Annotated in this window: 23 protein-coding genes and 1 pseudogene; 7 read left to right on the forward strand and 17 right to left on the reverse strand. The window is 66.0% G+C overall.

The genetic code is table 11. The features are described from left to right. The first annotated feature begins 133 nt into the window (after positions 1-133). A complete protein-coding gene (locus tag CF68_RS02150; protein ID WP_035815711.1) occupies positions 134-1,030 on the forward strand; it encodes an ABC transporter permease in 897 nt (298 codons plus the stop codon). Between the two features lies 1 nt (position 1,031). Beyond that, the gene (locus CF68_RS02155) at positions 1,032-1,826 is read left to right on the forward strand and encodes an ABC transporter ATP-binding protein (RefSeq protein ID WP_035815713.1); all 795 of its coding nucleotides are present in this window, start codon (positions 1,032-1,034) and stop codon (positions 1,824-1,826) included. A gap of 84 nt (positions 1,827-1,910) precedes the next feature. On the opposite strand, the gene CF68_RS02160 is transcribed toward CF68_RS02155, so the two are convergent. The 3 genes from CF68_RS02160 to CF68_RS02170 are packed head-to-tail and all read right to left on the reverse strand — an operon-like array spanning position 1,911 to position 4,848. After that, positions 1,911-2,957, reverse strand: coding sequence for a tripartite tricarboxylate transporter substrate binding protein (locus tag CF68_RS02160; protein WP_084187007.1), 1,047 nt, complete (start codon positions 2,955-2,957; stop codon positions 1,911-1,913). A 56-nt stretch (positions 2,958-3,013) separates the two neighbouring features. Continuing rightward, positions 3,014-3,850 carry a phosphate/phosphite/phosphonate ABC transporter substrate-binding protein gene (locus tag CF68_RS02165; protein WP_035815717.1) on the reverse strand — a complete coding sequence of 279 codons (837 nt, stop codon included), beginning with the start codon at positions 3,848-3,850 and terminating at the stop codon, positions 3,014-3,016. Further along, positions 3,847-4,848, reverse strand: a complete 1,002-nt coding sequence (locus CF68_RS02170) for an ornithine cyclodeaminase family protein (protein ID WP_035815719.1) — start codon at positions 4,846-4,848, stop codon at positions 3,847-3,849. Before CF68_RS02170 ends, CF68_RS02165 begins: the two co-directional genes overlap by 4 nt. 151 nt (positions 4,849-4,999) lie before the next feature. Here CF68_RS02170 and CF68_RS02175 point away from each other — a divergent pair, with 151 nt between their 5' ends. Then, on the forward strand, positions 5,000-5,887 hold the full coding sequence (locus tag CF68_RS02175; RefSeq protein WP_013956407.1) for a LysR substrate-binding domain-containing protein: 888 nt from the start codon (positions 5,000-5,002) through the stop codon (positions 5,885-5,887). A gap of 18 nt (positions 5,888-5,905) precedes the next feature. Here the strand turns inward: CF68_RS02175 and CF68_RS02180 are convergent, their stop codons facing one another. From CF68_RS02180 to CF68_RS02190, 3 genes are read right to left on the reverse strand one after another with little or no spacing between them, the layout of a single operon-like run. Continuing rightward, positions 5,906-6,175: a hypothetical protein gene (locus CF68_RS02180; RefSeq protein WP_035815720.1), complete on the reverse strand. Its 270-nt coding sequence runs from the start codon at positions 6,173-6,175 to the stop codon at positions 5,906-5,908. Further along, a complete protein-coding gene (locus CF68_RS02185; protein WP_035815721.1) occupies positions 6,172-7,584 on the reverse strand; it encodes a LutB/LldF family L-lactate oxidation iron-sulfur protein in 1,413 nt (470 codons plus the stop codon). Before CF68_RS02185 ends, CF68_RS02180 begins: the two co-directional genes overlap by 4 nt. Before the next feature lie 29 nt (positions 7,585-7,613). Then, the gene (locus tag CF68_RS02190) at positions 7,614-8,339 is read right to left on the reverse strand and encodes a (Fe-S)-binding protein (protein ID WP_035815722.1); all 726 of its coding nucleotides are present in this window, start codon (positions 8,337-8,339) and stop codon (positions 7,614-7,616) included. A gap of 235 nt (positions 8,340-8,574) precedes the next feature. Here CF68_RS02190 and CF68_RS02195 point away from each other — a divergent pair, with 235 nt between their 5' ends. The 3 genes from CF68_RS02195 (at position 8,575) to CF68_RS02205 (ending at position 11,677) form a co-directional block, all read left to right on the forward strand. Further along, positions 8,575-9,360: an IclR family transcriptional regulator gene (locus CF68_RS02195; protein ID WP_013956405.1), complete on the forward strand. Its 786-nt coding sequence runs from the start codon at positions 8,575-8,577 to the stop codon at positions 9,358-9,360. 139 nt (positions 9,361-9,499) lie between these two features. Beyond that, a complete protein-coding gene (locus CF68_RS02200) occupies positions 9,500-10,249 on the forward strand; it encodes a FadR/GntR family transcriptional regulator (protein ID WP_035815723.1) in 750 nt (249 codons plus the stop codon). Between the two features lie 15 nt (positions 10,250-10,264). Next, complete coding sequence (locus CF68_RS02205) at positions 10,265-11,677, forward strand: FAD-binding oxidoreductase (RefSeq protein ID WP_035815724.1); 1,413 nt, start codon at positions 10,265-10,267, stop codon at positions 11,675-11,677. A 68-nt stretch (positions 11,678-11,745) separates the two neighbouring features. Here CF68_RS02205 and pbpG read toward each other — a convergent pair whose 3' ends face one another. From pbpG to CF68_RS02230, 5 genes and pseudogenes are all read right to left on the reverse strand, one after another. Next, complete coding sequence (pbpG, locus tag CF68_RS02210; protein WP_152548440.1) at positions 11,746-12,969, reverse strand: D-alanyl-D-alanine endopeptidase; 1,224 nt, start codon at positions 12,967-12,969, stop codon at positions 11,746-11,748. Positions 12,970-13,241: 272 nt separating this feature from the next. Next, positions 13,242-13,964: a nitroreductase gene (locus CF68_RS02215; protein ID WP_084187009.1), complete on the reverse strand. Its 723-nt coding sequence runs from the start codon at positions 13,962-13,964 to the stop codon at positions 13,242-13,244. A gap of 17 nt (positions 13,965-13,981) precedes the next feature. Continuing rightward, on the reverse strand, positions 13,982-14,440 hold the full coding sequence (locus CF68_RS02220) for a thioesterase family protein (protein WP_035815726.1): 459 nt from the start codon (positions 14,438-14,440) through the stop codon (positions 13,982-13,984). 234 nt (positions 14,441-14,674) lie between these two features. Further along, positions 14,675-15,593: pseudogene (locus CF68_RS02225) on the reverse strand (DMT family transporter). A gap of 8 nt (positions 15,594-15,601) precedes the next feature. Next, positions 15,602-16,522, reverse strand: a complete 921-nt coding sequence (locus tag CF68_RS02230) for a histone deacetylase (RefSeq protein ID WP_035815728.1) — start codon at positions 16,520-16,522, stop codon at positions 15,602-15,604. 359 nt (positions 16,523-16,881) lie between these two features. Between CF68_RS02230 and phaP1 the strand changes: the two genes are divergently transcribed. Next, complete coding sequence (phaP1, locus tag CF68_RS02235) at positions 16,882-17,460, forward strand: TIGR01841 family phasin PhaP1 (RefSeq protein WP_011615034.1); 579 nt, start codon at positions 16,882-16,884, stop codon at positions 17,458-17,460. Between the two features lie 280 nt (positions 17,461-17,740). Here the strand turns inward: phaP1 and amrS are convergent, their stop codons facing one another. From amrS to CF68_RS02265, 6 genes are all read right to left on the reverse strand, one after another. Next, positions 17,741-18,829, reverse strand: coding sequence for an AmmeMemoRadiSam system radical SAM enzyme (amrS, locus tag CF68_RS02240; protein WP_035815731.1), 1,089 nt, complete (start codon positions 18,827-18,829; stop codon positions 17,741-17,743). Then, positions 18,826-19,020, reverse strand: a complete 195-nt coding sequence (locus CF68_RS02245; RefSeq protein ID WP_013956395.1) for a hypothetical protein — start codon at positions 19,018-19,020, stop codon at positions 18,826-18,828. The genes amrS and CF68_RS02245 overlap by 4 nt, the downstream gene beginning before the upstream one ends. An 87-nt stretch (positions 19,021-19,107) precedes the next feature. Further along, a complete protein-coding gene (locus CF68_RS02250; protein ID WP_035815733.1) occupies positions 19,108-19,545 on the reverse strand; it encodes a universal stress protein in 438 nt (145 codons plus the stop codon). Between the two features lie 315 nt (positions 19,546-19,860). Further along, entirely contained in the window at positions 19,861-21,651 is a 1,791-nt protein-coding gene (gene lpdA / locus CF68_RS02255) for a dihydrolipoyl dehydrogenase (protein WP_035815734.1), read from the reverse strand. 33 nt (positions 21,652-21,684) lie between these two features. Beyond that, the gene (locus tag CF68_RS02260) at positions 21,685-22,362 is read right to left on the reverse strand and encodes an MFS transporter (RefSeq protein WP_035815735.1); all 678 of its coding nucleotides are present in this window, start codon (positions 22,360-22,362) and stop codon (positions 21,685-21,687) included. Positions 22,363-22,434: 72 nt separating this feature from the next. Further along, a partial coding sequence (locus tag CF68_RS02265) for a dihydrolipoyllysine-residue acetyltransferase (RefSeq protein ID WP_035815736.1) occupies positions 22,435-23,424 on the reverse strand: 990 nt, incomplete at its 5' end.

Consider the following 23,424-nt stretch of genomic DNA (forward strand, 5'->3'; position numbering starts at 1 on the left):
GCTCCGTCGGGCCTATCCGGCCTGACGGGACAGAACAGGGCGAGGCGGCCGGCAGCCCCACACGGGCGTGCCGGCCCACCCGCCCCGAAGGCGGCGCCAAGGCAGCCGCCAGCCCCTGCAACAGGATTCCCCCATGTCCCTCTTTTCCCTTCTGGGCGCCCTGGAGATCGGCCTGATCTTCAGCCTGGTGGCGCTCGGGGTGCTGATCTCCTTCCGCATCCTCAACTTCCCCGACCTGACCGTTGATGGCAGCTTTCCGCTCGGCGGCGCCGTCGCCGCGACGCTGATCGCCGCCGGCCAGGACCCGTTCGTGGCCACCGCCGTGGCGATCGCGGCCGGCGCGCTGGCAGGCTTCATCACCGGCTGGCTCAATGTGCGCCTGAAGATCATGGATCTGCTCGCCAGTATCCTGATGATGATCGCGCTGTACTCGATCAACCTGCGCATCATGGGCCGCCCCAATGTGCCGCTGATCACCGAGCCCACGCTGTTCACCATCCTGCAGCCCGAATGGCTGCCTGACTACGTGCTGCGCCCGCTGGTGCTGCTCGTGGTGGTGGTGGTGGCCAAGGTCGGCCTGGACTGGTTCTTCAGCTCGCAGCTGGGCCTGGCGATGCGCGCCACCGGGGCCAACCCGCGCATGGCCCGCTCGCAGGGCATCCCCACCGGCCGCGCCACGCTGGCCGGCATGGCGCTGTCCAATGCGCTGGTGGCACTGGCCGGCGCGCTGTTCGCGCAGACCCAGGGCGGCTCCGATATCTCCATGGGCATCGGCACCATCGTGATCGGCCTGGCCGCGGTGATTATCGGCGAAACCATCCTGCCGGCGCGCCGCCTGATCTGGACCACGCTGGCCGTGGTGCTGGGTGCCATCCTGTACCGCTTCTTCATCGCGCTGGCGCTGAACAGCGACTTCATCGGCCTCAAGGCGCAGGACCTGAACCTGGTCACCGCCGCGCTGGTGACGATCGCGCTGGTGCTGCCGGCGACCCGCAAGAAGCTGTTCGCCCGCAAGAACGGAGGTGCCTGAGATGCTGCGCGCACAAGACCTGAAGCTCACCTTCAACCCGGGCACCCCGATCGAGACCCGCGCCCTGCGCGGCCTCAGCCTGGAGATCCCGAGCGGCCAGTTCGTGGCCGTGATCGGCTCCAACGGCGCCGGCAAGTCGACCTTCCTGAACGCGATCAGCGGCGACCAGATGGTCGACTCTGGCCGCATCGCCATCGATGACACCGACGTCACGCGCCAGCCCGCATGGGACCGCGCCCGACTGGTGGCGCGCGTGTTCCAGGACCCGATGGCCGGCACCTGCGAGGCGCTGACCATCGAGGAAAACATGGCCCTGGCCATGGCCCGCGGCAGCCGCCGCGGTTTCCGCCCGGCACTGAACCGCGCCTCGCGCGAGCTGTTCCGCGAGAAGCTGCGCCTGCTCAACCTGGGCCTGGAAAACCGCCTGACCGACCGCATCGGCCTGCTCTCCGGCGGCCAGCGCCAGGCGGTGAGCCTGCTGATGGCTTCGCTGCAGCCGTCGCGCATCCTGCTGCTGGACGAGCACACCGCCGCGCTGGACCCGAAGACCGCCGCCTTCGTGCTGGAGCTGACCGCGCGCATCGTCGAGGAAAGCAAGCTGACCACGATGATGGTGACGCACAGCATGCGCCAGGCACTGGACTATGGGCAGCGCACGGTGATGCTGCACCAGGGGCAGGTGGTGCTGGACGTGTCGGGCGACAAGCGCAAGGGGCTGGATGTGCCGGACCTGCTGAAGATGTTTGAGCAGACGCGGCACGAGCAGCTGGATGATGATGCGCTGCTGCTGGGTTGAAGACCTGTAGCGTTGCATGCAGCAAGGAAAAGGGGGGAGCCGCGTGGCTCCCCCTTTTTCACAAGGCCGCGCGGCGCGCCACGCTCAGTCGATCGTGATGTGCCGCTGGCGAATCACACCGGCCCAGCGCGTGCTTTCCTTCTGGATGGCGGTGGCAAGCTGCTGCGGCGTGCCGCCGGCCGCCTCCATGCCCAGCGTGGCCAGCCTCTCCCTGAGCGAAGCGTCGGCCAGCACGGCATCGACATGCTGGCTGAGCTTGCGCACGATCTCCGCCGGCGTACCGGCCGGCGCCATCAGCGCGTACCAGGAAACCGCCTCGAACTTCGGAAAGCCTTGCTCGGCAATCGTCGGCACTTCGGGCAGAAGCGCCGAGCGTTTGGCACTCGCGACCCCCAGCGCATGCAGCTTGCCTGCCTTGATATACGGCAACGCCACCGAAAGCGGCGCGAACATCATCGTCACCTGGCCGCCGACCACATCAGTCATCGCCGGGCTGATGCCCTTGTATGGGACGTGGTTCAGCTTGATTTGGGCATCGAGCTGCAGCAACTCGCCCGCCAGGTGGGCCTGGCTGCCGGCGCCAGGCGAGGCGAAGCTCAGTTCGCCCGGCTTCTGCGCGGCCAGCTTGCGCAGGTCCGCCAGCGACCTGGCTGGCGTGGCTGCATTGACCACCAGCACGTTCTCGGCGGTGGCCAGCATGGCCACCGGTGCCAGATCTGCCGGTTTGTACGGCAGGTTCGGCATCAGCGTCGGGTTCACCGCGATATTGCCGACCGGCACCAGCGCCAGCGTATAGCCGTCGGGCGCGGCCTTGGCCACCATGTCGACGCCGATGGTGCCGGCGGCGCCGGCCTTGTTCTCCACCAGCACGCTCTGGCCGGTGGCCTTTGCGATGCCTTCGCCGACCGCGCGGCCGAGCACATCGGCGGGCCCGCCGGCGGCGAACGGCACCACGATGCGCACTGGCTTGGCGGGATATCCAGGCGGCTGGGCCAGCGCCGGTGGGGCAGCGAGCCACGGGGCGCAGGCAGCGATGCAGGCAAGCAGGCAGCGCATGGCCATGCGTCGAAGGACAGGATTTACGGCGGGCTTCACGGCAGCTTCCACATCAGGTTTCACAGCGGTCTTCATGACGGTTTCCCCTATTTGGCAGTGATCAGGCTTGGCTCCCCCACCGCGCCGGCAGTCTAGTTATCGTGCTTGGCCGTGCCCGGTCCGGCATCGGTCAGCGCAAACCCCGCCTGGTCCGCTTCGCGTGCGAGTTCAGGCAGAACGGCATAGTCGGCCGGTTGCACCGGCGCAAAGCGCGCCAGCCCCAGCATGGACAGCAGCGCGGTCCCCGTTGCACCCTCATGCAGCGTCAGCAGCGCGGCACGCACATACGCGCACTCGTGCGGGTCGGCCTGCGCGGAGGCGACCAGCGGCGGGATCGGCGCGGCCGGGGTCACCTCCAGCGTTTTCAGCTGGCCCGCGAGCCCAGGTTCGAAGCGGCGCAGCAGGTCCAGCACATAGCTGTCGACCACTCCCACCTCGGCATCCCCGCCGATGACCGCATCGATGACTTGGCGCGGGGTTGGCGTGGGTGCGGCGGCAGGCCGGTACAGCGCACGGGTGCCGGCCGGCGCCAGCCGCATCAGGTGATGGCGCGGCGCGTTGTAGCCCGAGTTGGACTCAGGCAGCATGCATGCCAGCCGAGCGCCGAAGGTTTGCGCCAGCGCCTGCACCGGCGCGTCAGCACGCACGATGAATTCGCTGAAGTAGACCGGGCGCCCGCCGTAGCGCGCCAGCGCCGGCACCGGCGCGGCCAGCAATTGCGGCGTTACCGGCGCGCTGGCATAGGGATAGCCGCACATGAATACGCAGCCGCAGTCCGGCCGCGCCCACAGCGCGTTGACCGGGGCCGGCGCGGGATGTTCGACATACGGCAGGTCCACGCCGGCGCGGTCGGCAACGTGCGCCAGCAGCGCGCGCCACGCCTGCTCCACCGGCGCGCTGACCGAGTACATGCGGGCGTTGGCGATCATGCGTAGAGCAACCTCTGGCCCAGGCCGCGGCTCTCGGCCTTTTTCAGGATGGCGTGGCCCAGCGCGATATCGCTCAGCGACAGGCCGCGGTGCCATAACAGGTTGGTCTCGTCGTCGCTCTGGCGGCCCGGCTTGCGCCCGGCGACGATCTCGCCCAGCTCGGCATAGAGCGTCTGTTGCGACAGCTTGCCGGCTTCCACATGCGCGCGCAGCGAGCCGAACATGCCGCCCTTGCACTGGCCCCAGTCATCCACCACCATCCTGGTCATGATGTCGGTCAGTGACAGTTCGACCGCGCTCATGGTGCCGTACGGCACGACAAAGGCGCCGGGCTTGATCCACTCGGTCTTCAGCATCGGCGTCGGCCGCTCCAGGCGCGAGGCCTCGATCACGATATCGGCGCCGCGCACGCACGACTCCCAGTCTTCGGTGACGACGATCTTCTTGCCGAGATCGCGCTCCAGCCTCGCGGCGAAGGCATTGCGGCTTTCGGGGCGGCGCGAGTGCACGCGGATCTCGTCGAAGTCGAACAGGCTGTCGAGCAGGCGCACATTCCAGTAGGAGGTGCCGCGCGCGCCGATATGGCCCAGTACCTTGCTGTTGCGGCGCGCCAGATGCTTGGCGCCGAGCGCGGTCAGCGCGCCGGTGCGGGCATCGGTAATGAAGGTGGCATCGATCATCGCCACCGGCATGCCGGTGCGCGGATCGAACAGGTTGAGCATCGCCATTTCCGATGGCAGCCCGAGCTTGTAGTTGTCGACGAAGTCGCCGACGATCTTGACGCCTGCCAGCCCCAGCGGCGCCACATAGCCGCGCAGCACGTTGAAGTGGCCGTTGAAGGCGGGGTCGGGAATCAGGTGCACGCGTGGCTCGATCACGGTCTGGCCGTTGCCCTGCGCCACCAGCGCCTGCTCGACCGCGTCGAGAATCTCGGCGTCGGTCATTTCCAGGCGCGCGATGTCCTTGCCGTTGATATAGGTGAGATGGATGTCGCTCATACAGTTTCCTGCCTCCGGGATGGAAAACCTTGCACATCGCTGGTGCGTGCCCTGCGGCGCGCGGCGTATGTCGATGGAGTTCAGTGTAGGTATGGCGCCATTGACTGTCATATGCTTATATGTCACCCAGCCTTAACATCAGGTTAATGTCATGAAAATGAACCTGCGCCAGATCGAGGTATTCCGCGCCGTGATGCTGACCGGCTCGATCAGCGGCGCGTCCAAGCTGCTGTATGTGTCGCAGCCGGCCATCAGCCGGCTGATGTCGCACACCGAGCAACGCCTCGGCCTGGAGTTGTTCCGCCGCACCAAGGGGCGGCTTTACCCTACGCCGGAAGCGCGGCGCCTGCTGGGCGAGGTGAATGCGGTCTACGAAGGGATCGAGCGCGTCAACGAGATCGCCGAGGACCTGGCGGCCAACCGCACCGGCAGCCTGCGCCTCACGTGCAGCCCCAACCTGGGCCAGACCGTGCTGCCGCGCGCCATCGCCAGCTTTCGCGCGGCGCACCCGGCGGTGCGGGTGGTAGTGCGTACGCAGATCCCCGGCAATATGCTGCGCGCGTTACTGTCGGGACAGGTGGACCTGGCCGTGTCGAACATGCCGCTGGTGCACCCCAACCTGGAGGCGCGCCTGCTGGTGAAGAACGCGATCGTGGCGCTGGTGCCGGTGGATCACCGGCTGGCCACGCGGAGTTGGGTGCGCCCGGCCGAGCTGGTCGGGGAAGACCTGATCGGCTACGGACCGGACGTGCCGTTCGGATTGCTGGTCCACGAGATGTTCGGCAGCGAGGGCAACCAGCCCGATATGCGCGTGCAGGTAGAGCAGGCGCACGTGGCGCGCGCGCTGGCGCAGGCCGGCGCCGGCATCGCGCTGGTCGATGCCATGACCGTGTTCGGCCAGAGCTGGCCCAATATCGTCGCGGTACCGGTACGCACCAAGGTCAATGCCTCGGTGCAGATCTTCCATGTGCAGACCGAACCGCTGTCGCGGCTGTCGCTGGAATTCGTGGATACGCTGACGGGGATGATGAAGGGCTAGTGGTGCTGTACTGAAGCCTCAGACCGTTGCCGCCTTGTCCAGCCAGCGCGTCAGCTGGTCCGTCACGGCCGAGCTCGAGAACGAGCAGCTATCCTGCGCGAACACTGCCGACATCTCGAGCCGGCGCAGCAGCTCTTCCATCGCCTGCCCGTAGACCGGCGGCAGCGCCAGCCCGGTACCGGCTTCGCGCCATGCGCGCACCAGGTCGCCGGCGGGCATCGATCCGGCCAGGTGCTGGTCCAGTGCGGCACGCATGCGCGCCAGGGCTTCGCTGTTGGCTGCGCTCATGGACGTGCCCTCCTTTCCTTGTACAGTTCGCGGAACGTGCGGCCCGACGGGGCCGGCATGTCACGAGTTTCGGTCCAGCCCTTGCCGGCCATCGGCAGGCTGGCAATGAGCTTGTTGCTGCCGCCCATGCGGCCCAGCAGCCAGGCGCCGATGCGGGTGGCAAAGGCATACAGCTCCGGGCGCTTGGCGACGTAGCCCCACGCCTGCAGCGCGAAGCGCTCCTGCCACGGGCGCAGCCCGCGTTCCATCTGCTTCTCGCGCAGCTTGCGCAGCAGGTCGGACAGCGGGATCGATGCCGGGCACACGCGGTTGCACTCGCCGCACAGGGTCGCCGCCTGCGGCAGGTCGACCGCATTGGCCAGGCCGACGTAGCTGGGCGTCAGCACGCTGCCCATCGGGCCCGGATAGACCCAGCCGTACGCGTGGCCGCCGATCTTCTGGTACACCGGGCAGTGGTTCATGCAGGCGCCGCAGCGGATGCAGCGCAGCATCTCCTGGAAGTCGCCGCCGATCAGCCCGGTGCGGCCGCCATCGACCAGCACGAAGTACATATGCTCGGGGCCGTCGCGCTCGCCCTCGGCGCGCGGGCCGGTCAGCAGCGAGAAGTAGTTCGAGATGGCCTGGCCGGTGGCCGAGCGCGGCAGCAGGCGCATCACCGTGGCCAGGTCTTCCAGCGTCGGCAGCACCTTTTCGATGCCGGTCACGGCCACGTGCACGCGCGGCATCACCGTGCACATGCCTTCGTTGCCCTCGTTGGTGACCACCGCCACCGAGCCGGTCTCGGCAATGATGAAGTTGCCGCCGGTGACGCCCATGTCGGCGCTCAGGAACTCGGGCCGCAGCACTTCGCGCGCCTCGCGCGTCATCTCCGGGATCTCGGTCAGCCGCGGCTTGTGGTGGACCCTGGCGAACAGGTCGGCGATCTCGTCCTTGTCCTTGTGCACCACCGGCGCAATGATGTGCGACGGCGGTTCCGAGTCGTTGATCTGCAGGATGTATTCGCCCAGGTCGGTCTCGATGCTCTGCACGCCCATCTCGCCCAGCACCTGGTTCAGGCGCATTTCCTCGGTCACCATGGACTTGCTCTTGATGACCTTCTTGACGCCGTGCTTTTGCGCGATCTCGGCGACAAGGCGCGCGGCATCGGCAGTGGTCTCGGCAAACAGCACCGTGGCGCCGCGCTTGGTCGCGTTCTCTTCGAAGGTGGCGAGCCAGACGTCGAGGTTTTCCAGCGCGCGGTCGCGGCGCTCTTTCAGGGCCTCGCGCGTGGCATCGAAGTCGATATCGCGAATCGCGTCGGCGCGCGCCGTGACGAACTTGGTCGAAAGCTTCTTCAGGTTCTGCTGCAGGCGCTGGTCGGCCAGCTTCTGGCCGGCGCGCGCCTTGAATTCCATGCTGTGGACTTGCATCGTGGCGATTCCCCGGATTTCAGCGGATGTCAGGCGTCGCCCGCCAGCACCTGGGCGATATGCAGCACGCGCGTGCTGCTGTCGCCGGTGCGGCGCAGGCGGCCTTCGATATTGAGGATGCAGCCCAGGTCGCCCAGCACCACCGTATCGGCGCCGCTGGCCTTGATGTTGGCGCACTTCTCGTCGACGATCGCCGTCGAGATATTGCCGTACTTGACGGAGAAGGTGCCGCCAAAACCGCAGCAGGCTTCGCAATCCTTCATTTCTGTCAGTTGCACACCCGGCAGGCGCGACAGCAGCTCACGCGGCTGCTGCTTGACGCCCAGCTCGCGCAGGCCGGAACAGGAATCGTGATAGGTGACATGGCCCGAGAACGACGACGGCAGCGTCTGCACCCTGGCCACGTTGACCAGGAATTCCGTCAGCTCGAACACGCGTTCGCGCAGGCGCTCGTAGCGGCCGTTGAGTTCGGGATCGTTGTGCAGCAGGTCGCCGTAATGCTGGCGGATCATGCCGCCGCAGCTGCCCGACGGCACCACGATGTAGTCGAACATCTCGAACTCGCGCAGGAATTTCTCCGCCAGGTCGCGCGACACCGCGCGCTCGCCCGAGTTGTAGGCCGGCTGGCCGCAGCAGGTCTGCGCCTCGGGCACCATGACCTCGTAGCCGGCGGCTTCCAGCAGCTTGAGCACCGAAAACCCGATTTCCGGACGCATCAGGTCCACCAGGCAGGTGGCGAACAGACCAACTCGCATTGTCGACTTCTCCAGACCCCGAAACCCCGCAATTATGCGCGTTTGCGTCGCGCGTGGCGCACAAACCGTTCAGCAAGGACGTGAATCCGGTGCAATGCACATCACTTTCGGGAGCGACATCACCGGGCGTTTCTTACGGTAATGTCATTTCACCCATTGAAATTTTCACAATGCGAGATAGAATCAGGCAGACGCTTAAAAATGCCGCAAGGCAACATTTCTCCTTTTCCCTCCTATGTCCGACGCAGACAAGTCACCCGGCAAGACGTCCATCCAGGTCATCGAGCGCATGATGACCCTGCTGGACGCGCTCGCGCAGCACGCCGACCCGGTCAGCCTGAAAGAGCTGTCCCTGGCCACGGGGCTGCACCCATCAACTGCCCACCGCATCCTCAACGACATGGTGGCCTGCCGCTTTGTCGACCGCTCCGATCCCGGCAGCTACCGGCTCGGCATGCGGCTGCTGGAACTGGGCAACCTGGTCAAGGCACGCCTGTCGGTGCGCGACGCGGCGCTGGCGCCGATGCGCGCGCTGCACCGCGTCACCGGCCAGACCGTGAACCTGTCGGTGCGCCAGGGCGACGAGATCGTCTACATCGAGCGCGCCTACAGCGAGCGCTCGGGCATGCAGGTGGTGCGCGCCATCGGTGGCCGCGCGCCGCTGCACCTGACCTCGGTCGGCAAGCTGTTCCTGGCTGCGGACGAGGCCGCGCGCGTGCGCAACTACGCCACTCGCACCGGGCTCGCCGGACATACCCGCACCTCGATCACCGACCTGACCAAGCTGGAGCGGGAGCTCAGCTGGGTGCGCTCCAACGGCTATGCGCGCGACAATGAAGAGCTGGAACTGGGCGTGCGCTGCATTGCCGCCGGCATCTATGACGACTCGCGCCGGCTGGTGGCCGGGCTGTCGCTGTCGGCGCCGGCCGACCGGCTGCAGGACAGCTGGCTGCAGAACCTGAAGGACACGGCGCTGCAGATCTCGCGCGGCATGGGCTACGTGACCGAAGCTGCCGCCTGAAGACCGGATCACCAGCCACCGCCAACGCGCGGGCTGCCAGCATGGCAGTCCGCGCGTTTTGCTTTGGGGCTGCGGTCGTTGCAACTTAATGGTTTACCCTTAGTTTTCAGATAACCAGCAAACCTTATAATCGGCACCCATGCGAACCCGCGCCGTCACCCTCACCGAACAGGTCACCCGCCAGTTGCGTGCCGATATCGAAAGCGGCGCCTACCCGGTCGGCAGCCGGTTGCCGACCGGCAGGCAGCTGGCCGAGCAGTACGGCGTCAGCGCCGCGGTGATCCGCGAAGTCACCGAGCACCTGCGTTCGCAGGGCTTCGTCGAGTCACGCCAGGGCGTCGGCTGCATGGTGCGCTCGCGTACCGGCGCGGCGGGGTTCCAGCTGCCGCGCGAGCCCGATATCGACGCCAGCGGTCTGGCCGACCTGTACGACCTGCGCATCGACCTGGAAGGCGCCGCCGCGGCGCTGGCCGCCGTGCGCCGCACCGATGAGGACGTGGCCGCACTGAGCGCATTGCTGCAGCGGCTGCACGCTCATCTCTATGACCCGCAGCCGGCCGCCGATATCGACGCCGCTTTCCATATCGGCATTGCGGCGGCCACGCACAACCCCTACTACCGCCAGTTGCTGCAGTACCTGAACTTGCAGCTGCACCAGGCCGTGGCCACCGCGCGCGCCAATACGCTACGCCAGGCAGGGCTGGCCGAGACCGTGCATGCCGAGCATGAAGCGATCGTCGATGCTATCCGCCGTGGCGATGCCGCGGCAGCCCGCGCGGCCGCGGTGACGCACCTGCAATGCGCCGCACGCCGGCTTGGCCTTGTGCTGCGCAGGCGCGCCGATGAAGCGTCGAAAGCGCGCGCAGCCAGCCCCCCTTCCCTTTCCTGAGACGACACCGCCATCATGCATACCGGCCAATTCGCCCAGCGGCTCACCGAGGCCCTCGGCACCGACACCGTCCTGACCAACCCTGACGACATCGCCCCGTGGCTGTCCGACTGGCGCGGCATCTACCGCGGCCAGGCCCAGGCGGTGCTGCGGCCGCGTACCGTGGACGAGGTCTCGCGCGCCCTGGCGCTGTGCCAGCAGGCCGCGGTGCCAGTGGTGCCGCGCGGCGGCAATACCGGCCTGTGTGGCGGCGCCACGCCCGATGCGCAGGCACAGAACGTGGTGCTGAGCCTGGACCGCATGAACGCGGTGCGCTCGCTCGACACCATCGCCAACACCATGGTTGCCGAGGCCGGCTGCATCCTCGGCAACCTGCGCCGCGCGGCGCAAGACGCAAACCGGCTGCTGCCGCTGTCGCTGGCGGCCGAAGACTCGTGCCAGATCGGCGGCAACCTTGCGACCAATGCCGGCGGCGTGAATGTGGTGCGCTATGGCATGGCGCGCGAACTGGTGCTGGGCGTGGAAGCGGTGCTGCCTAACGGCGAGGTCTTCCACGGCCTGCGCACGCTGCGCAAGGACAATACCGGCTATGACCTGAAGCAGTTGCTGATCGGTTCCGAAGGCACGCTCGGCGTGATCACCGCGGCCGCGCTGCGGCTGTTCCCGCGCACCGACACGCGCAGCGTGGTATTGGCGGCGGTGGCCTCGCCGGCGCAGTCGCTGGCGCTCTATGAACTGCTGTTTGAACAATGCGGCGCGCGCCTGCAGGCGTTCGAATTCTTTACCGGCGATTGCCTGGACCTGGTACTCACGCATGCAGAGGGTGTGCAGGAGCCGTTCGCGCAACGCCACCCTGCCTATGTACTGGTGGAACTGGCCGACACCACGGATGAAGATGCGCTGAACGCGCTGCTCGAACGCGTCATCGGCGAGGCGCTGGAGCGCGAGCTGTGCCTCGATGCGGCCGTGTCTGCCTCGCTCGCACAATTGCAGGCGCTGTGGAAACTGCGCGAGGAAATCTCCGAGGCACAGCGCGCCGACGGCCCGCACCTGAAGCACGACATCTCGCTGCCGATCGAGCAGATCCCGGCCTTCATGACCTCGATGGAAACGCGGCTGCGTGGGCTCGATCCCGCCATCCGGCCCTTTATCTTCGGGCACTTCGGCGACGGCAACCTGCACTACAACCTGTCGCGCCCGGCCGGCGCGCCCAAGGACTGGGCGGCCACGCAAGGCGATGCGGTGACCGACGCGGTGCTGGACGAAGTGATGCGCTACGGCGGCAGCATCAGCGCCGAGCATGGCATCGGCCAGCTCAAGCGCCATGTCTTCCTGGCCATGAAGGACCCGCTGGAACTGCGGCTGATGTGCGAGATCAAGGCCGTATTCGACCCGGCCGGGATCATGAACCCCGGCAAGCTGCTCTGACGGCCGCGGCCGCCAAAAAGAAAAACGCGCCGTAGCACGGCGCGTTTTTTCCGGTCAGGCGTTCCGTATCAGATGCCGCGCGACTGCTGCGAGGCCAGGATCGCGTGCGCGCCGCCCGGAGCCTGCGTCAGGTTCGGAGACGACGGGAAGCCACGCTGCGGCGACGATGGCGACGGCGCATGCTCCAGCCAGTCCTTGACGCGGTTGGCATCGGCAAAGCGCGACAGCTTGCCGGCCGAGTCCAGGAACACCATCACCACGTTGCGGCCCTGGACCTTGGCCTGCATCACCAGGCACTGGCCGGCTTCGGAGATAAAGCCGGTCTTCTGCAGGCCGATCTCCCAGTTGCCGCCGCGCACCAGGCGGTTGGTGCTGACGTAGTGCTGGGTGCGGCCCAGCACGTTGACCTCATGCTCGGTCTGCGTCGAGAACTCGCGGATGGTCGGGTTGCGGTACGCCGCGTTGACCATGCGCACCAGGTCCGTCGCGCTCGACACATTGCTGCTCGACAGCCCGCTGGAATCGACGAAGTGGCTGTCGTTCATGCCCAGCTCGCGGGCCTTGCGGTTCATCGCCTGGACAAAGGCCGGCAGTCCGCCCGGGTAGTGGCGGCCCAGCGCCGACGCGGCGCGGTTCTCGGACGACATCAGCGCCAGCAGCAGCAGTTCCTGGCGCGTCAGCTGCGTACCAAAGCGCAGGCGCGAGCCGCTGTGCTTTTCGGTGTCGCGGTCTTCCTCGGAGATGGTCAGCACTTCGTCCATCGGCAGGCGGGCGTCCATCACCACCAGCGCGGTCATCAGCTTGGTGATCGAAGCGATCGGCAGCACCGCACTGGCGTTCTTCTGGAACAGCACCTCGTTGGAGTTCTGGTCCATCACCAGCGCCACGCTGGAGCGCAATGCCAGCGCGTCGTCGGTGTCGCGCAAGCCCATGGCTTCGCCCAGCGACGGCTTGGCCGGGGTGAAGGCAGCGCGCACGGGTGCGGCGCGCTGGGCCACGACGGCATGGCGCTTGCCATTCTTCAGCACCATCACCTTGCGTGTGCTGCTTGCTTCGCGCTTGGCGACCTTGCCGCTACGCGAGCTCTTGGCAACAGTCTTCGAAGCACTCTTTTTCTCGGCGTTAGCCGATTTTGCCTGCTTTTTGGACGTTTTTTGGGTAGTTTCGGACTTGGTGGCCGCTTCGGCCACGGGCGCCGCTACCATCGACACCGATACCAGGACCGCGGTGGCAACAGCGGACAGGGGTGCGGAGCCGAAGAATCTGGAAAAAATGGAATCAGACCGGAACATGATTCGTTCAGCGCATAGGAATTGCGCTAGTGTAGGAAAGAAAGAAATTGTTAGCAAGATTAAAGACTTACAGATGCTCCTTAAAGTTCGATTTGCAAACATTTCCACATTGTGGGAAAAACCACCAAAAGGTCACGTTTGCATGCGAACCGCCTCTGGCTTACCCCAGGCGTACCCGGGTTCACCTTGCTGCCCCTTGGAAACACTCCAGCCAATACACGGACGTCGTCTTGTATATCGGCATTCATCGTTACACATTGATACAAACTTTACTATGAGAGGAAACGCGCGAACCCGCTGACCGGCTCACGTTCCGTGGTCAATTGGTTCTCGATCGCTTCCGGGTCGGCAAAACCCAGTGACATGCCGCATACCACCATTTCCTCCGGCGGCAGCCGCAGGTGGCTGCCAATGATCTTGTGAAACTGCGTGAACGCCGCCTGCGGGCAGGTATCAAGCCCGCGCGCCCGGGCGGCGACCATGATGCTTTGCAGGAACATGCCGTAGTCCAGCCAGCTGCCCTGCTCCATGATTCGGTCGATGGTGAAGATCATCCCCACCGGCGCATCGAAGAAACGGAAATTGCGCGCGTGCTGCTCATGCATGCGCGCCTTGTCTTCGCGGCTGATCTCAAGCAGCCCATACAGGTCCCAGCCCACCTTGCGCCGCCGCGACAAGTAGGGATCGGCCCACTCGCGCGGGTAGTACGGATACTCCTCCAGGTACTTGCTGTCACGCTCGGGGTCTTCGTAGGCGCCCAGCACATCGGCGCACAGCTTGGCCTTGGCCTCGCCGGACAGCACATAGACGCGCCACGGCTGCGTATTGGTGCCCGATGGCGCACGGCTGGCCACGGCCAGGATTTCTTCGACGGTCCGGCGCGGCACCAGCGTATCGAGAAAGGCCCGCACCGAACGCCGCGTCAGGATCGCGCGATCCACGCAGTCCACGGCATCCTGCGAACCGAATTGCACCTCGTGGGACATCTTGTTCATCTCCTGTTGCCCCGTCCTTACCCTTGCCCGCCCCTCACCGCGTCGGCCATCACCAACGGCAGCAGCGCCTCGCGCAGCGGCTCCGGCAACGGCACCGGCCGGCGCGTGGCGCGATCGACATAGACGTGAATGAAATGCCCCTGCGCAGCGGCAGTCTCGTTGTCGCCACTGAACAGCCCGACCTCATAGCGCACGCTCGATGTGCCCAGCCTTGCCACGCGCAGGCCGGCCACCACGGTCTCTGGGAAGCTGAGCGACGAGAAGTAGTTGCACTGCGTCTCGATCACCAGCCCGATCGTGTCGCCCGACGTGACATCGAGAACGCCCTGCCGGATCAGGTAGGTATTCACCACGGTATCAAAGTAACTGTAGTAGACAACGTTGTTAACGTGGCCATAGACATCGTTATCCATCCAACGCGTGGTGATCGGCTGGAAGTACGGATAGGCACTGCGCGACTCGGCTTGCGGTTTCATGAGACGTGGACGGGACAGGATGGGATAGGAATATTCTGAAGTAGCCGCATACGCGACACGAACGCGCCGCCGCTAGTGTCCTGTTCCGTAGATAGCTTGCCAAAATGAAATCGTCCAGTGGGTCGTCAGGCTAGGCGCGAGGAGGCGCCATAGCCGTAGCTATGGCAACAACGAGCAACGACGCATGGCGGCCAACTGGGCGATTTCATGGCAAGGTATTTGCGGAACAGGACACTAGCGGCGGATGACAAGCGCGACACCAAGCGCCGCGAGCACCATGCCGGCAGCGGCCAGTGGCGGAAAGCGCTCGCCGAAGAGCAACCAGGCCATCACCGCGGTAGTGGGCGGCGTCAGGTACATCAGGCTCGACACCTTGGTGGCCGCGCCCCGCCGGATCAGCAGGAACAGCAGCGAGATCGCGCCGATCGACAGTGCCACCACCGACCACGCCATGGCACCAAGCATCGCGGCACTCCACTGCACCGTGCGGGTCTCGAACAGGAACATGAACGGCACGCACGCAAGTGCCGCCGCGGCGAACTGGATCACCGAGCCCATGCGCAGGTCGAACACCGGGCAGAAGTGCTTCTGGTAGACCGTGCCGACCGTGATGCTGAGCAAGGCGCCACCCGCCAGTGCCAGGCTTGCCCGCNGCCGGCGTGAGCCCGCTGGCACCCAGCTTGTTGGCCACCACCAGTGCCACGCCGGCAATGCCCAGCAGCAGCCCCAGCCACTGGCGCGCGCCGATGCGCTCACCCATGCGCGTGGCGATCAGCGCGGTCAGGATCGGCTGCATGCCGACGATCAGCGCCGATACGCCGGCGGGCATGCCAAGCTTGATCGCCGCCCAGACGCCGCCCAGGTAGCCTGTTTGCAGCAGCAGCCCGGCTACGGCGATATGGCCGACCGCGCGCCAGTCCGTTTCCGCGTTGCCTGGCAGGCGCGGCAGCGGCACGCGCGCCAGCAGCACGAATGGCACCATCAGCACCACCACGCCGGCAAAGCGCAGGAACAGGAAAGTCATCGGCTCCGCATACGGCATGCCGTACTTGGCGACGATAAAGCCGGTACTCCAGATCAGCACGAACAGCCACGGCATCGACGCCACCCATAGCGTGGCGCGAGCGCTTGCCGCTGCGCCGCCTTGCTCCATCACGCCGCTCATGAGGCCAGCGCCACCTGTGCATGGCGCGCGTGATATTGCGCGGCCAGGCTGACAGTCTGCGTGTGGACCGCAACCGTGTCCTCGATCTGGTTGCCGTAGCCGCCCGCCATCGCTACCGCCACCGGCAACTGGCGTGCATGCGCGACATCGAACACCAGCCGGTCGCGCCGTGCCAGGCCCGCCAGGGTCAGCCTGAGCCGCCCGAGGCGATCGCCCTCATGCGGGTCGGCACCGGCCAAGTAGATGAGCAGCTCGGGATCGAAGCGGCTGAACAGCGTGTCCAGCGCCGCCTGCAGCGCCTGCGCATAGGTGTCGTCGTCGCAGCCGTCCGGGAGGCCGACGTCGAGGTCGCTGGCCTCCTTGTGGAACGGATAGTTCTTCTCGCCATGCAGCGACAGCGTGAACACGGACGGATCGCCTAGCAGGATCGACGCGGTGCCGTTGCCCTGGTGCACGTCGAGGTCGACCACGGCCACGCGGCGCAGCGCGCCGTCGCGCTGCAGCACGCGCGCCGCAATGGCGGCATCGTTGAACACGTAGAAGCCGCCGCCCTTGTCGGCATACGCATGATGGGTGCCGCCCGCCAGGTTCACGGCAATGCCTTCGCGCAGCGCCGTCCGGCAGGCCTCGATGGTGGAGCCTGCAGAGCGCCGCGAGCGTTCCACCATGGCCTCGGACCACGGGAAGCCGATCTCGCGCTGGCGCGCCGCGTCGAGCGTGCCGGCCGACGCGGCCTGCACATACCCGGGCGTGTGCGCCAGCAACAAGGCGTCGTCGCCCGCGCGCGGCGCCTCGACCAGGCGCAACCCCGGCACCTGCGTCGCGACGGCATCGCGCAGCATGCTGTACTTGCGCATCGGGAAACGGTGCCCGGGTGGCAGTGGCAGCACAAAATGATCGGCGTAGAAAGCGAGCATGGAAGTGGCCTGGGCGGTTCTGTTCACGTCTTGTTGGATTCCCGGCGGCGGCCAGCCGTGCGGGCGCGGGCAATCTGCGATGGTAGCACCCCTGCCCAGCCATCGCCGGAGCGCCCCGGGGTGGCGCCGCAGCCGCATCCGTGCATCGCCCGCAACGCTATTTTGTGCATCGCACAAAATCCACTTGACATTGAATCCCGCGCCCCTAAAATAGGAATTGTTGCGGCGCACCAAACAAGAAATGCGCTTTGACCCACCCATACGCCTGGGCTGGCCGAATCGGGCACAACACCGTCACGGCCCTGACATCTAGGCGGCTTAATTTGCTAGACCTTGAAGTTCACCACTGGAGACCAGCAATGATCCTCACCCCGGAACAAGTTGCAGCAGCACAAAAGGCTAACCTCGAAACGCTGTTCGGCCTGACCACCAAGGCGTTTGAAGGCGTCGAAAAGCTCGTCGAACTGAACCTGCAGGTCGTCAAGACCTCGTTCGCAGAAGGCGTCGACAACGCCAAGAAGGCACTGTCGGCCAAGGACGCGCAGGAACTGCTGGCCATCCAGGCCGCAGCCGTGCAGCCGGTTGCCGAAAAGACCCTGGCCTACACCCGCCACCTGTATGAAATCGCTTCGGAAACCCAGAGCGAGTTCACCAAGGTAGCCGAGGCCCAACTGGCCGAAGGCTCGAAGAACGTGCAAGCCCTGGTCGAGAACCTCGCCAAGAACGCCCCGGCTGGTTCGGAATCGACCGTGGCCATCGTGAAGTCGGCGATCTCCGCTGCCAACAACGCCTACGAGTCGGTGCAGAAGGCGACCAAGCAAGCGGTCGAAATCGCTGAAACCAACTTCCAGGCTGCGGCAACGGCTGCCACCAAGGCTGCCCAGCAAGCCAGCGCCACGGCCCGTACGGCCACGGCGAAGAAGACGACGGCTGCCTGATAGCTGCCTGCGTTGAAGATGGACCGGCTGCGGCCGGTCCGTTGGCAAAGCATACCGACGCCTGGCGTTTGCGGTGTGCTTTGCCAACGATGAAGGTAGTGCCCTGACTGAGTTGCATCGGTGCTGCCTTGTCTGCCGATGTCTCCTCGGTACCGCGGTCTCCTTGTCCAAAGGTATCGTTAAACCCGACCTCTACAGGTCGGGCTTTTTTTGTTCTTCACCCTTGCACCAGGTTGGTCCCAGTGACCAGCGGCTGTAGGCCCTGCGCCTGCATGCCGGCCTATTCCCCGATGTGCACAGGAATCCGCCGCCGCCCAAACTGACGCTCAAAGTTCCCGAAGCATCCTGCAATCTGCGCACAGCAGTCTGGGCAAGTTCCCGTGGGAGTCAGGCGATAGCTTTCGATCGCATGCCAGTCGCGCACAATGAGCTGCGCGCGGCAAACAGGACAATAGGTGGTGGCGCCGGCGGGGTCGTGGACGTTGCCGGTGTAGACGTAATGCAGTCCCTCCGCCAGCGCGTGCTTGCGGGCGCGAGCAAGGGTGGAACATGGGGTCGGCGGCACGTCGCGCATCTTGTAGTCCGGATGGAATCCGGTGAAGTGCAGCGGCACGTCGGGGCCAAGCTCCTTGGCGATCCACCGGGCCTCGGCGCGAATCTCGTCATCGCTGTCGTTCTTGCCGGGAATAAGCAGCGTCGTGATCTCCAGCCAGACATCGGTTTCGTGCTTCAGGTACTGGAGCGTCTCCAGTACCGGCTGCAGGTGCGCCCCGGTGAAGGCCACATAGAACGCGTCGGTGAAGCCTTTCAGGTCGACGTTTGCCGCATCCATCCTGGCGTAGAAATCACGCCGCGCCTCGGCGCCCATATACCCGGCGGTCACCGCCACCGCCTTGATTCCCAGTTCGTGGCAGGCATCGGCTACGTCCATGGCGTACTCGGCAAAGATCACCGGGTCGTTGTAGGTGAAGGCCACGCTCTTGCAACCATGCGCCGCCGCCGATGCGGCGATCGCTTCGGGCATGGCCGCATCGGCCAGGGTCTCCATCTCGCGCGATTTACTGATATCCCAGTTCTGGCAGAACTTGCAGGCCAGGTTGCAGCCGGCCGTGCCGAACGACAGGACGGCGGAGCCCGGGTAAAAGTGGTTGAGCGGCTTCTTTTCGACAGGATCGATGCAGAAGCCCGACGAGCGGCCGTAGGCGGTCAACACCATCCGATCGCCGACCCGCTGGCGCACGAAGCAAGCGCCGCGTTGCTCGCCATGCAGGCGGCAGTGGCGCGGGCACAGGTCGCATTGCATGCGGCCGTCATCCAGGAGATGCCAGTAACGGCCGGGATAGCTCCCTGAGCCGGGCGCATCCTTCATGGATGGTCCTTGTGCGGTTTGCTGATCACGGTTACCGACAACACATCCAGGTCGAAGAACGGGCTGTCCGCCGGAGGCGGGGGCAATCCGGCACCCCAGCCGGCGATGGCATGCTTGATGTACTCTGCCATCTGCTCGTCGGCAACGTCCCTGGGCTGGTCGATCATCACGACATAGCGGCGAGTGCTCATGGCGGCTCCTTTATGGCGCCCATGACAGGCAACCATGGTGGCATCACGAACGTGTCCGGCGGCATCGATGCCGGCGGCCCCCGACATTCAGCGATATACCAGCACCGGAATCTTGCTGTGGGTCAGCACCTTCAGGGTTTCGCTGCCGATCAGCAGCCCCTTCACACCCCGGCGCCCATGAGACGCCATGACAATCAGGTCACAATCCTTTTCTTCGGCAGCCTTGATGATGGCGTCGTAGGGGTGATCGTCGACCACGCTGCTGGTGTCACAGGGCACGCCTGCCGCGGCGGCCTCTCGCGCGATGCCGTCGAGGTATTTCGATGCGTCCTCGAGGACCGCCTCTTCGAACTGCTCTCGGGTGTCGGTGAGCATTTCGGTGTGGTAAGTCGTGATGTGGAAATCCGGGCAGGCGCGCAGCGCCGTAATGCTGGCCTGCGTCTCCTGCGCGAACGCCAGTGCCTTGCGAAAGGCCGCCTCGGCCAGAGCTGAGCCGTCTACCGCAACAAGAAGATGCCTAAACACGTCGTGCCTCCTTGTCAGCTGAACGGTAGCCACCAGGGGGCCACCGAATCCCGCCAGCAGGCATCCGGCAAGCGATCGGCCGCGTGCGAATATGCAGTGCCGGCCTCGGTCGCCTTGGGGTGCGTGTCGGCTGAGTTCAGTATAGGCAGCGAAGGTCTTGTGCCGCTCCCGTCGCAATCTGCACCCTGGCCGTGACGCAACCGGCCCTGCAAGCCAGACCTTGCGGACGCTGGCAAATACTGGCAGTTAATTGCATAATTGCCCATGAGAAAGCCCGCCTGGCAGGCGGGCTTTCTCGCTAGCAGCGAACCGCGCTCAGCGCTTGCGCGGCGGCGGCACGTCAGTACACGTGCCTTCATAGATCTCCGCCGCCATGCCAATCGATTCACCCAGCGTCGGGTGCGGATGGATGGTCTTGCCGATATCCACCGCATCGGCGCCCATCTCGATCGCCAGGCAGACCTCGCTGATCAGGTCGCCGGCATGCGTGCCGACGATGCCGCCGCCGATCACGCGATGGGTTTCCTCGTCGAAGATCAGCTTGGTGAAGCCCTCGTCGCGGCCGTTGGCGATGGCGCGGCCCGAAGCCGCCCAGGGGAAGACGCCCTTGCTGTACTTGATCCCCTTCGCCTTGCACTCGTCTTCGGTCAGGCCGGCCCAGGCCACTTCCGGATCGGTGAAGGCCACCGACGGGATCTGCTTGGCGTCGAAGTAGGCCTTCTCGCCATGGGCGGCTTCCGCTGCCACGTGGGCTTCGTGCACGGCCTTGTGCGCCAGCATCGGCTGGCCGACGATATCGCCGATCGCAAAGATATGCGGCACGTTGGTGCGCAACTGATTGTCGACGTCGATAAAGCCGCGGTCGGTCACGGCAACGCCGGCCTTCTCGGCGCTGATGCGCTTGCCGTTGGGCGAGCGGCCCACCGACACCAGCACCAGGTCGTAGCGCTGCGGCTCGGCCGGCGCGGCCTCGCCTTCGAACTTGACGTAGATGCCGTCCGGCTTGGCTTCCACGCCGACGGTCTTGGTCTTCAGCATGACCTTGCCGAAGCGGTCCTTGTTCTTCTTTTCCCAGACCTTGACCAGGTCGCGGTCAGCGCCGTTCATCAGGCCGTCGAGCATTTCCACGACATCGATGTCGGCACCCAGCGTGCTGTACACCGTGGCCATTTCCAGGCCGATGATGCCGCCGCCGATGACCAGCATCTTGTTGGGCACTTCGGGCAGCTCCAGCGCGCCGGTCGAGTCGACGATGCGCGGGTCTTCCGGGATGAAGGGCAGCTTCACCGCCTGGCTGCCGGCGGCGATGATGGCCTTCTCGAAGCGGATCACGGTCTTCTTGCCGGTGGTCTGCTTGCCCTCGCCTTCAGTCAGCTCCACCTCCAGGTGATGCGGGTCGAGGAAGTTGCCGACGCCGCGCACCACCTGCACCTTGCGCGCCTTGGCCATGCCGGCCAGGCCGCCGGTCAGCTTGCCGACCACCTGGTTTTTGTAGTGGCGCAGGCCGTCCAGGTCGATCTTGGCTTCGCCGAACAGGATGCCGTGGGCAGCCAGCGCCTTGGCTTCGTCGATCACCGCGGCGTTGTGCAGCAGCGCCTTGGACGGGATGCAGCCCACGTTCAGGCAGACGCCGCCCAGGGTGCCGTAGCGCTCCACCAGCACGGTGTTCATGCCCAGGTCCGCGGCGCGGAAGGCGGCCGAATAGCCGCCGGGGCCGGCGCCCAGCACCAGCATCTCGCACTGGATATCGGCGCCGCCGCTGTGGCTGGCGGCGGCAGGAGCCGGGGCCGGAGCAGCCGCCGCGGGTGCGGGTGCGGGAGCCTGCGCCGGTGCCGGGGCTTGCGCGGGCGCCGGGGCGGCCGCGGCCTGCTGGGCCTCGATGGTGCAGATCACCGCGCCCTGGCCGACCTTGTCGCCGACCTTGACCTTGACCTCGACCACCTTGCCGGCGGCCGACGACGGCACGTCCATGCTGGCCTTGTCGGATTCCAGCACGATCAGGGACTGTTCCACCTCGACCGTGTCGCCGGCCTTGACCAGCACCTCGATCACTTCCACCGCGTCGAAATCGCCGATATCCGGCACCTTGACTTCGATCACACTCATGTTTGCTCCTCTATGCGCGCCCGCCTCTCGGCTTCAGGGCGCGCCGTCGTTGTTGGTTGCCGCGCTGTCAGGTGCTGTATTGCCGGTCGACGGATTGCCGCCCGCGGTACCGACAGCCGCCGGTGCCGGCACGGCGTCACCCTCGTGCAGCCGCACGGTGTGCACCTCGATCGGCCCCGCCGAACTCTTGTCGAACTCCACGCCCGCATCGACGCCGATACGCGCGATCTCGCCCGCATCCAGGTCCGGCCGGTCATAGACCGCATGCATCGCGCCCAGCGCGTAGTTGCGGCCCGAGCCGATGCCCCAGAAGCGGTCGAACGAAAACACCTCGCGGTACGAGTAGACGCCGAAGATGCCCGCCGGATTGGCGATCAGGCATACGATCTGCGACGACTCGTAGGGATCGTCCTCGTCTTCCTTGGTGTTGACGAAATAGTCCGACTTCAGCTTCTCATGCACCTTCAGGAAGGTGCGGAACACGTCATCGCGCGAGCCCAGCCGGCACTCCTCGCCCAGCCCCGCCAGCAGCGTGCGCATGACCGGGAAGTGCGCGGTGGTCCCGGCCAGCGCGATAAAGCCGTCGCCCACCGGAAACACCTTCTGGTTGCGCTCGTAGGCGCGCGACAGGCGCGTGTCGCCAAAGGTGACCAGCGCGTCTGCCGCAATGGCCACCTCGGCGCCCTTCCTGACGACCACGCAGGTAGTCATGGCTCGCTCCCGGTTGCGCGTGGTGCGCCGGGCAAGCCAGGCCGTCGGCCTGCCCGCCCGGCGCAACCCCGCTTACAGCAGGATCCGGCGGAAATCCGCCAGCAGTTGCCCGAAGTACGTGTTGAAGCGCGCGGCCTCGGCACCGTCGATGACGCGGTGGTCCCACGACAGCGACAGCGGCAGCGTCAGGCGCGGCACGAACTGCTTGCCGTCCCACACGGGCTTCTGGTACGACTTGCACACGCCCATGATGGCCACTTCCGGCGCATTGATGATCGGCGTGAAGTACGTGCCGCCAATGCCGCCCAGCGACGAGATCGAGAAGCAGCCGCCCTGCATCTGGTCCGGCTTGAGCTTGCCGTCGCGTGCCAGCTTGGCCAGCTCGTTCATCTCCTGGCTGATCTCCAGCACGCCCTTCTTGTCGGCGTCCTTGATCACCGGCACGACCAGGCCGTTCGGGGTGTCCGCGGCGAAACCGACGTTGAAGTACTTCTTCAGCACCAGGTTGTCACCGTCCAGCGAGGCATTGAAGTTCGGGAACTTCTTCAGCGCCGCCACCGTGGCCTTGATCATGAACGCGAGCATCGTCACCTTGATGCCGGCCTTCTCGTTTTCCTTGTTCAGCTGGACGCGGAAGGCTTCCAGTTCGGTGATGTCCGCTTCGTCATGGTTGGTGACGTGCGGGATCATGACCCAGTTGCGGTGCAGGTTGGCGCCCGAGATCTTCTTGATGCGCGACAGGGCCTTGCTTTCGACCTCGCCGAAGCGGGTGAAATCGACCTTCGGCCACGGCAGCAGGCCGAGCTCGCCACCACCGGCGCCAGCCGCGGCGGCCTGTGCGGGCGCGGCGGCCTGGCCGCTCATCACGCCCTTGACGTAGCCCTGCACGTCTTCCTGCGTGATACGGCCCTTGGGGCCGGTGCCCGGCACGCGCGACACGTCCACGCCCAGCTCGCGTGCGAACTTGCGCACCGAGGGGCTGGCGTGGGCGGCCTTGCCGGTTGCGCCAGCGGCGGCCGGCGCGGCAGCAGGCGCTGCGGCCGGAGCCGGGGCGGCGGCTGC

It is taken from the genome of Cupriavidus sp. SK-4 (assembly GCF_000611125.1).
GTDB classification, from domain to species: domain Bacteria; phylum Pseudomonadota; class Gammaproteobacteria; order Burkholderiales; family Burkholderiaceae; genus Cupriavidus; species Cupriavidus necator.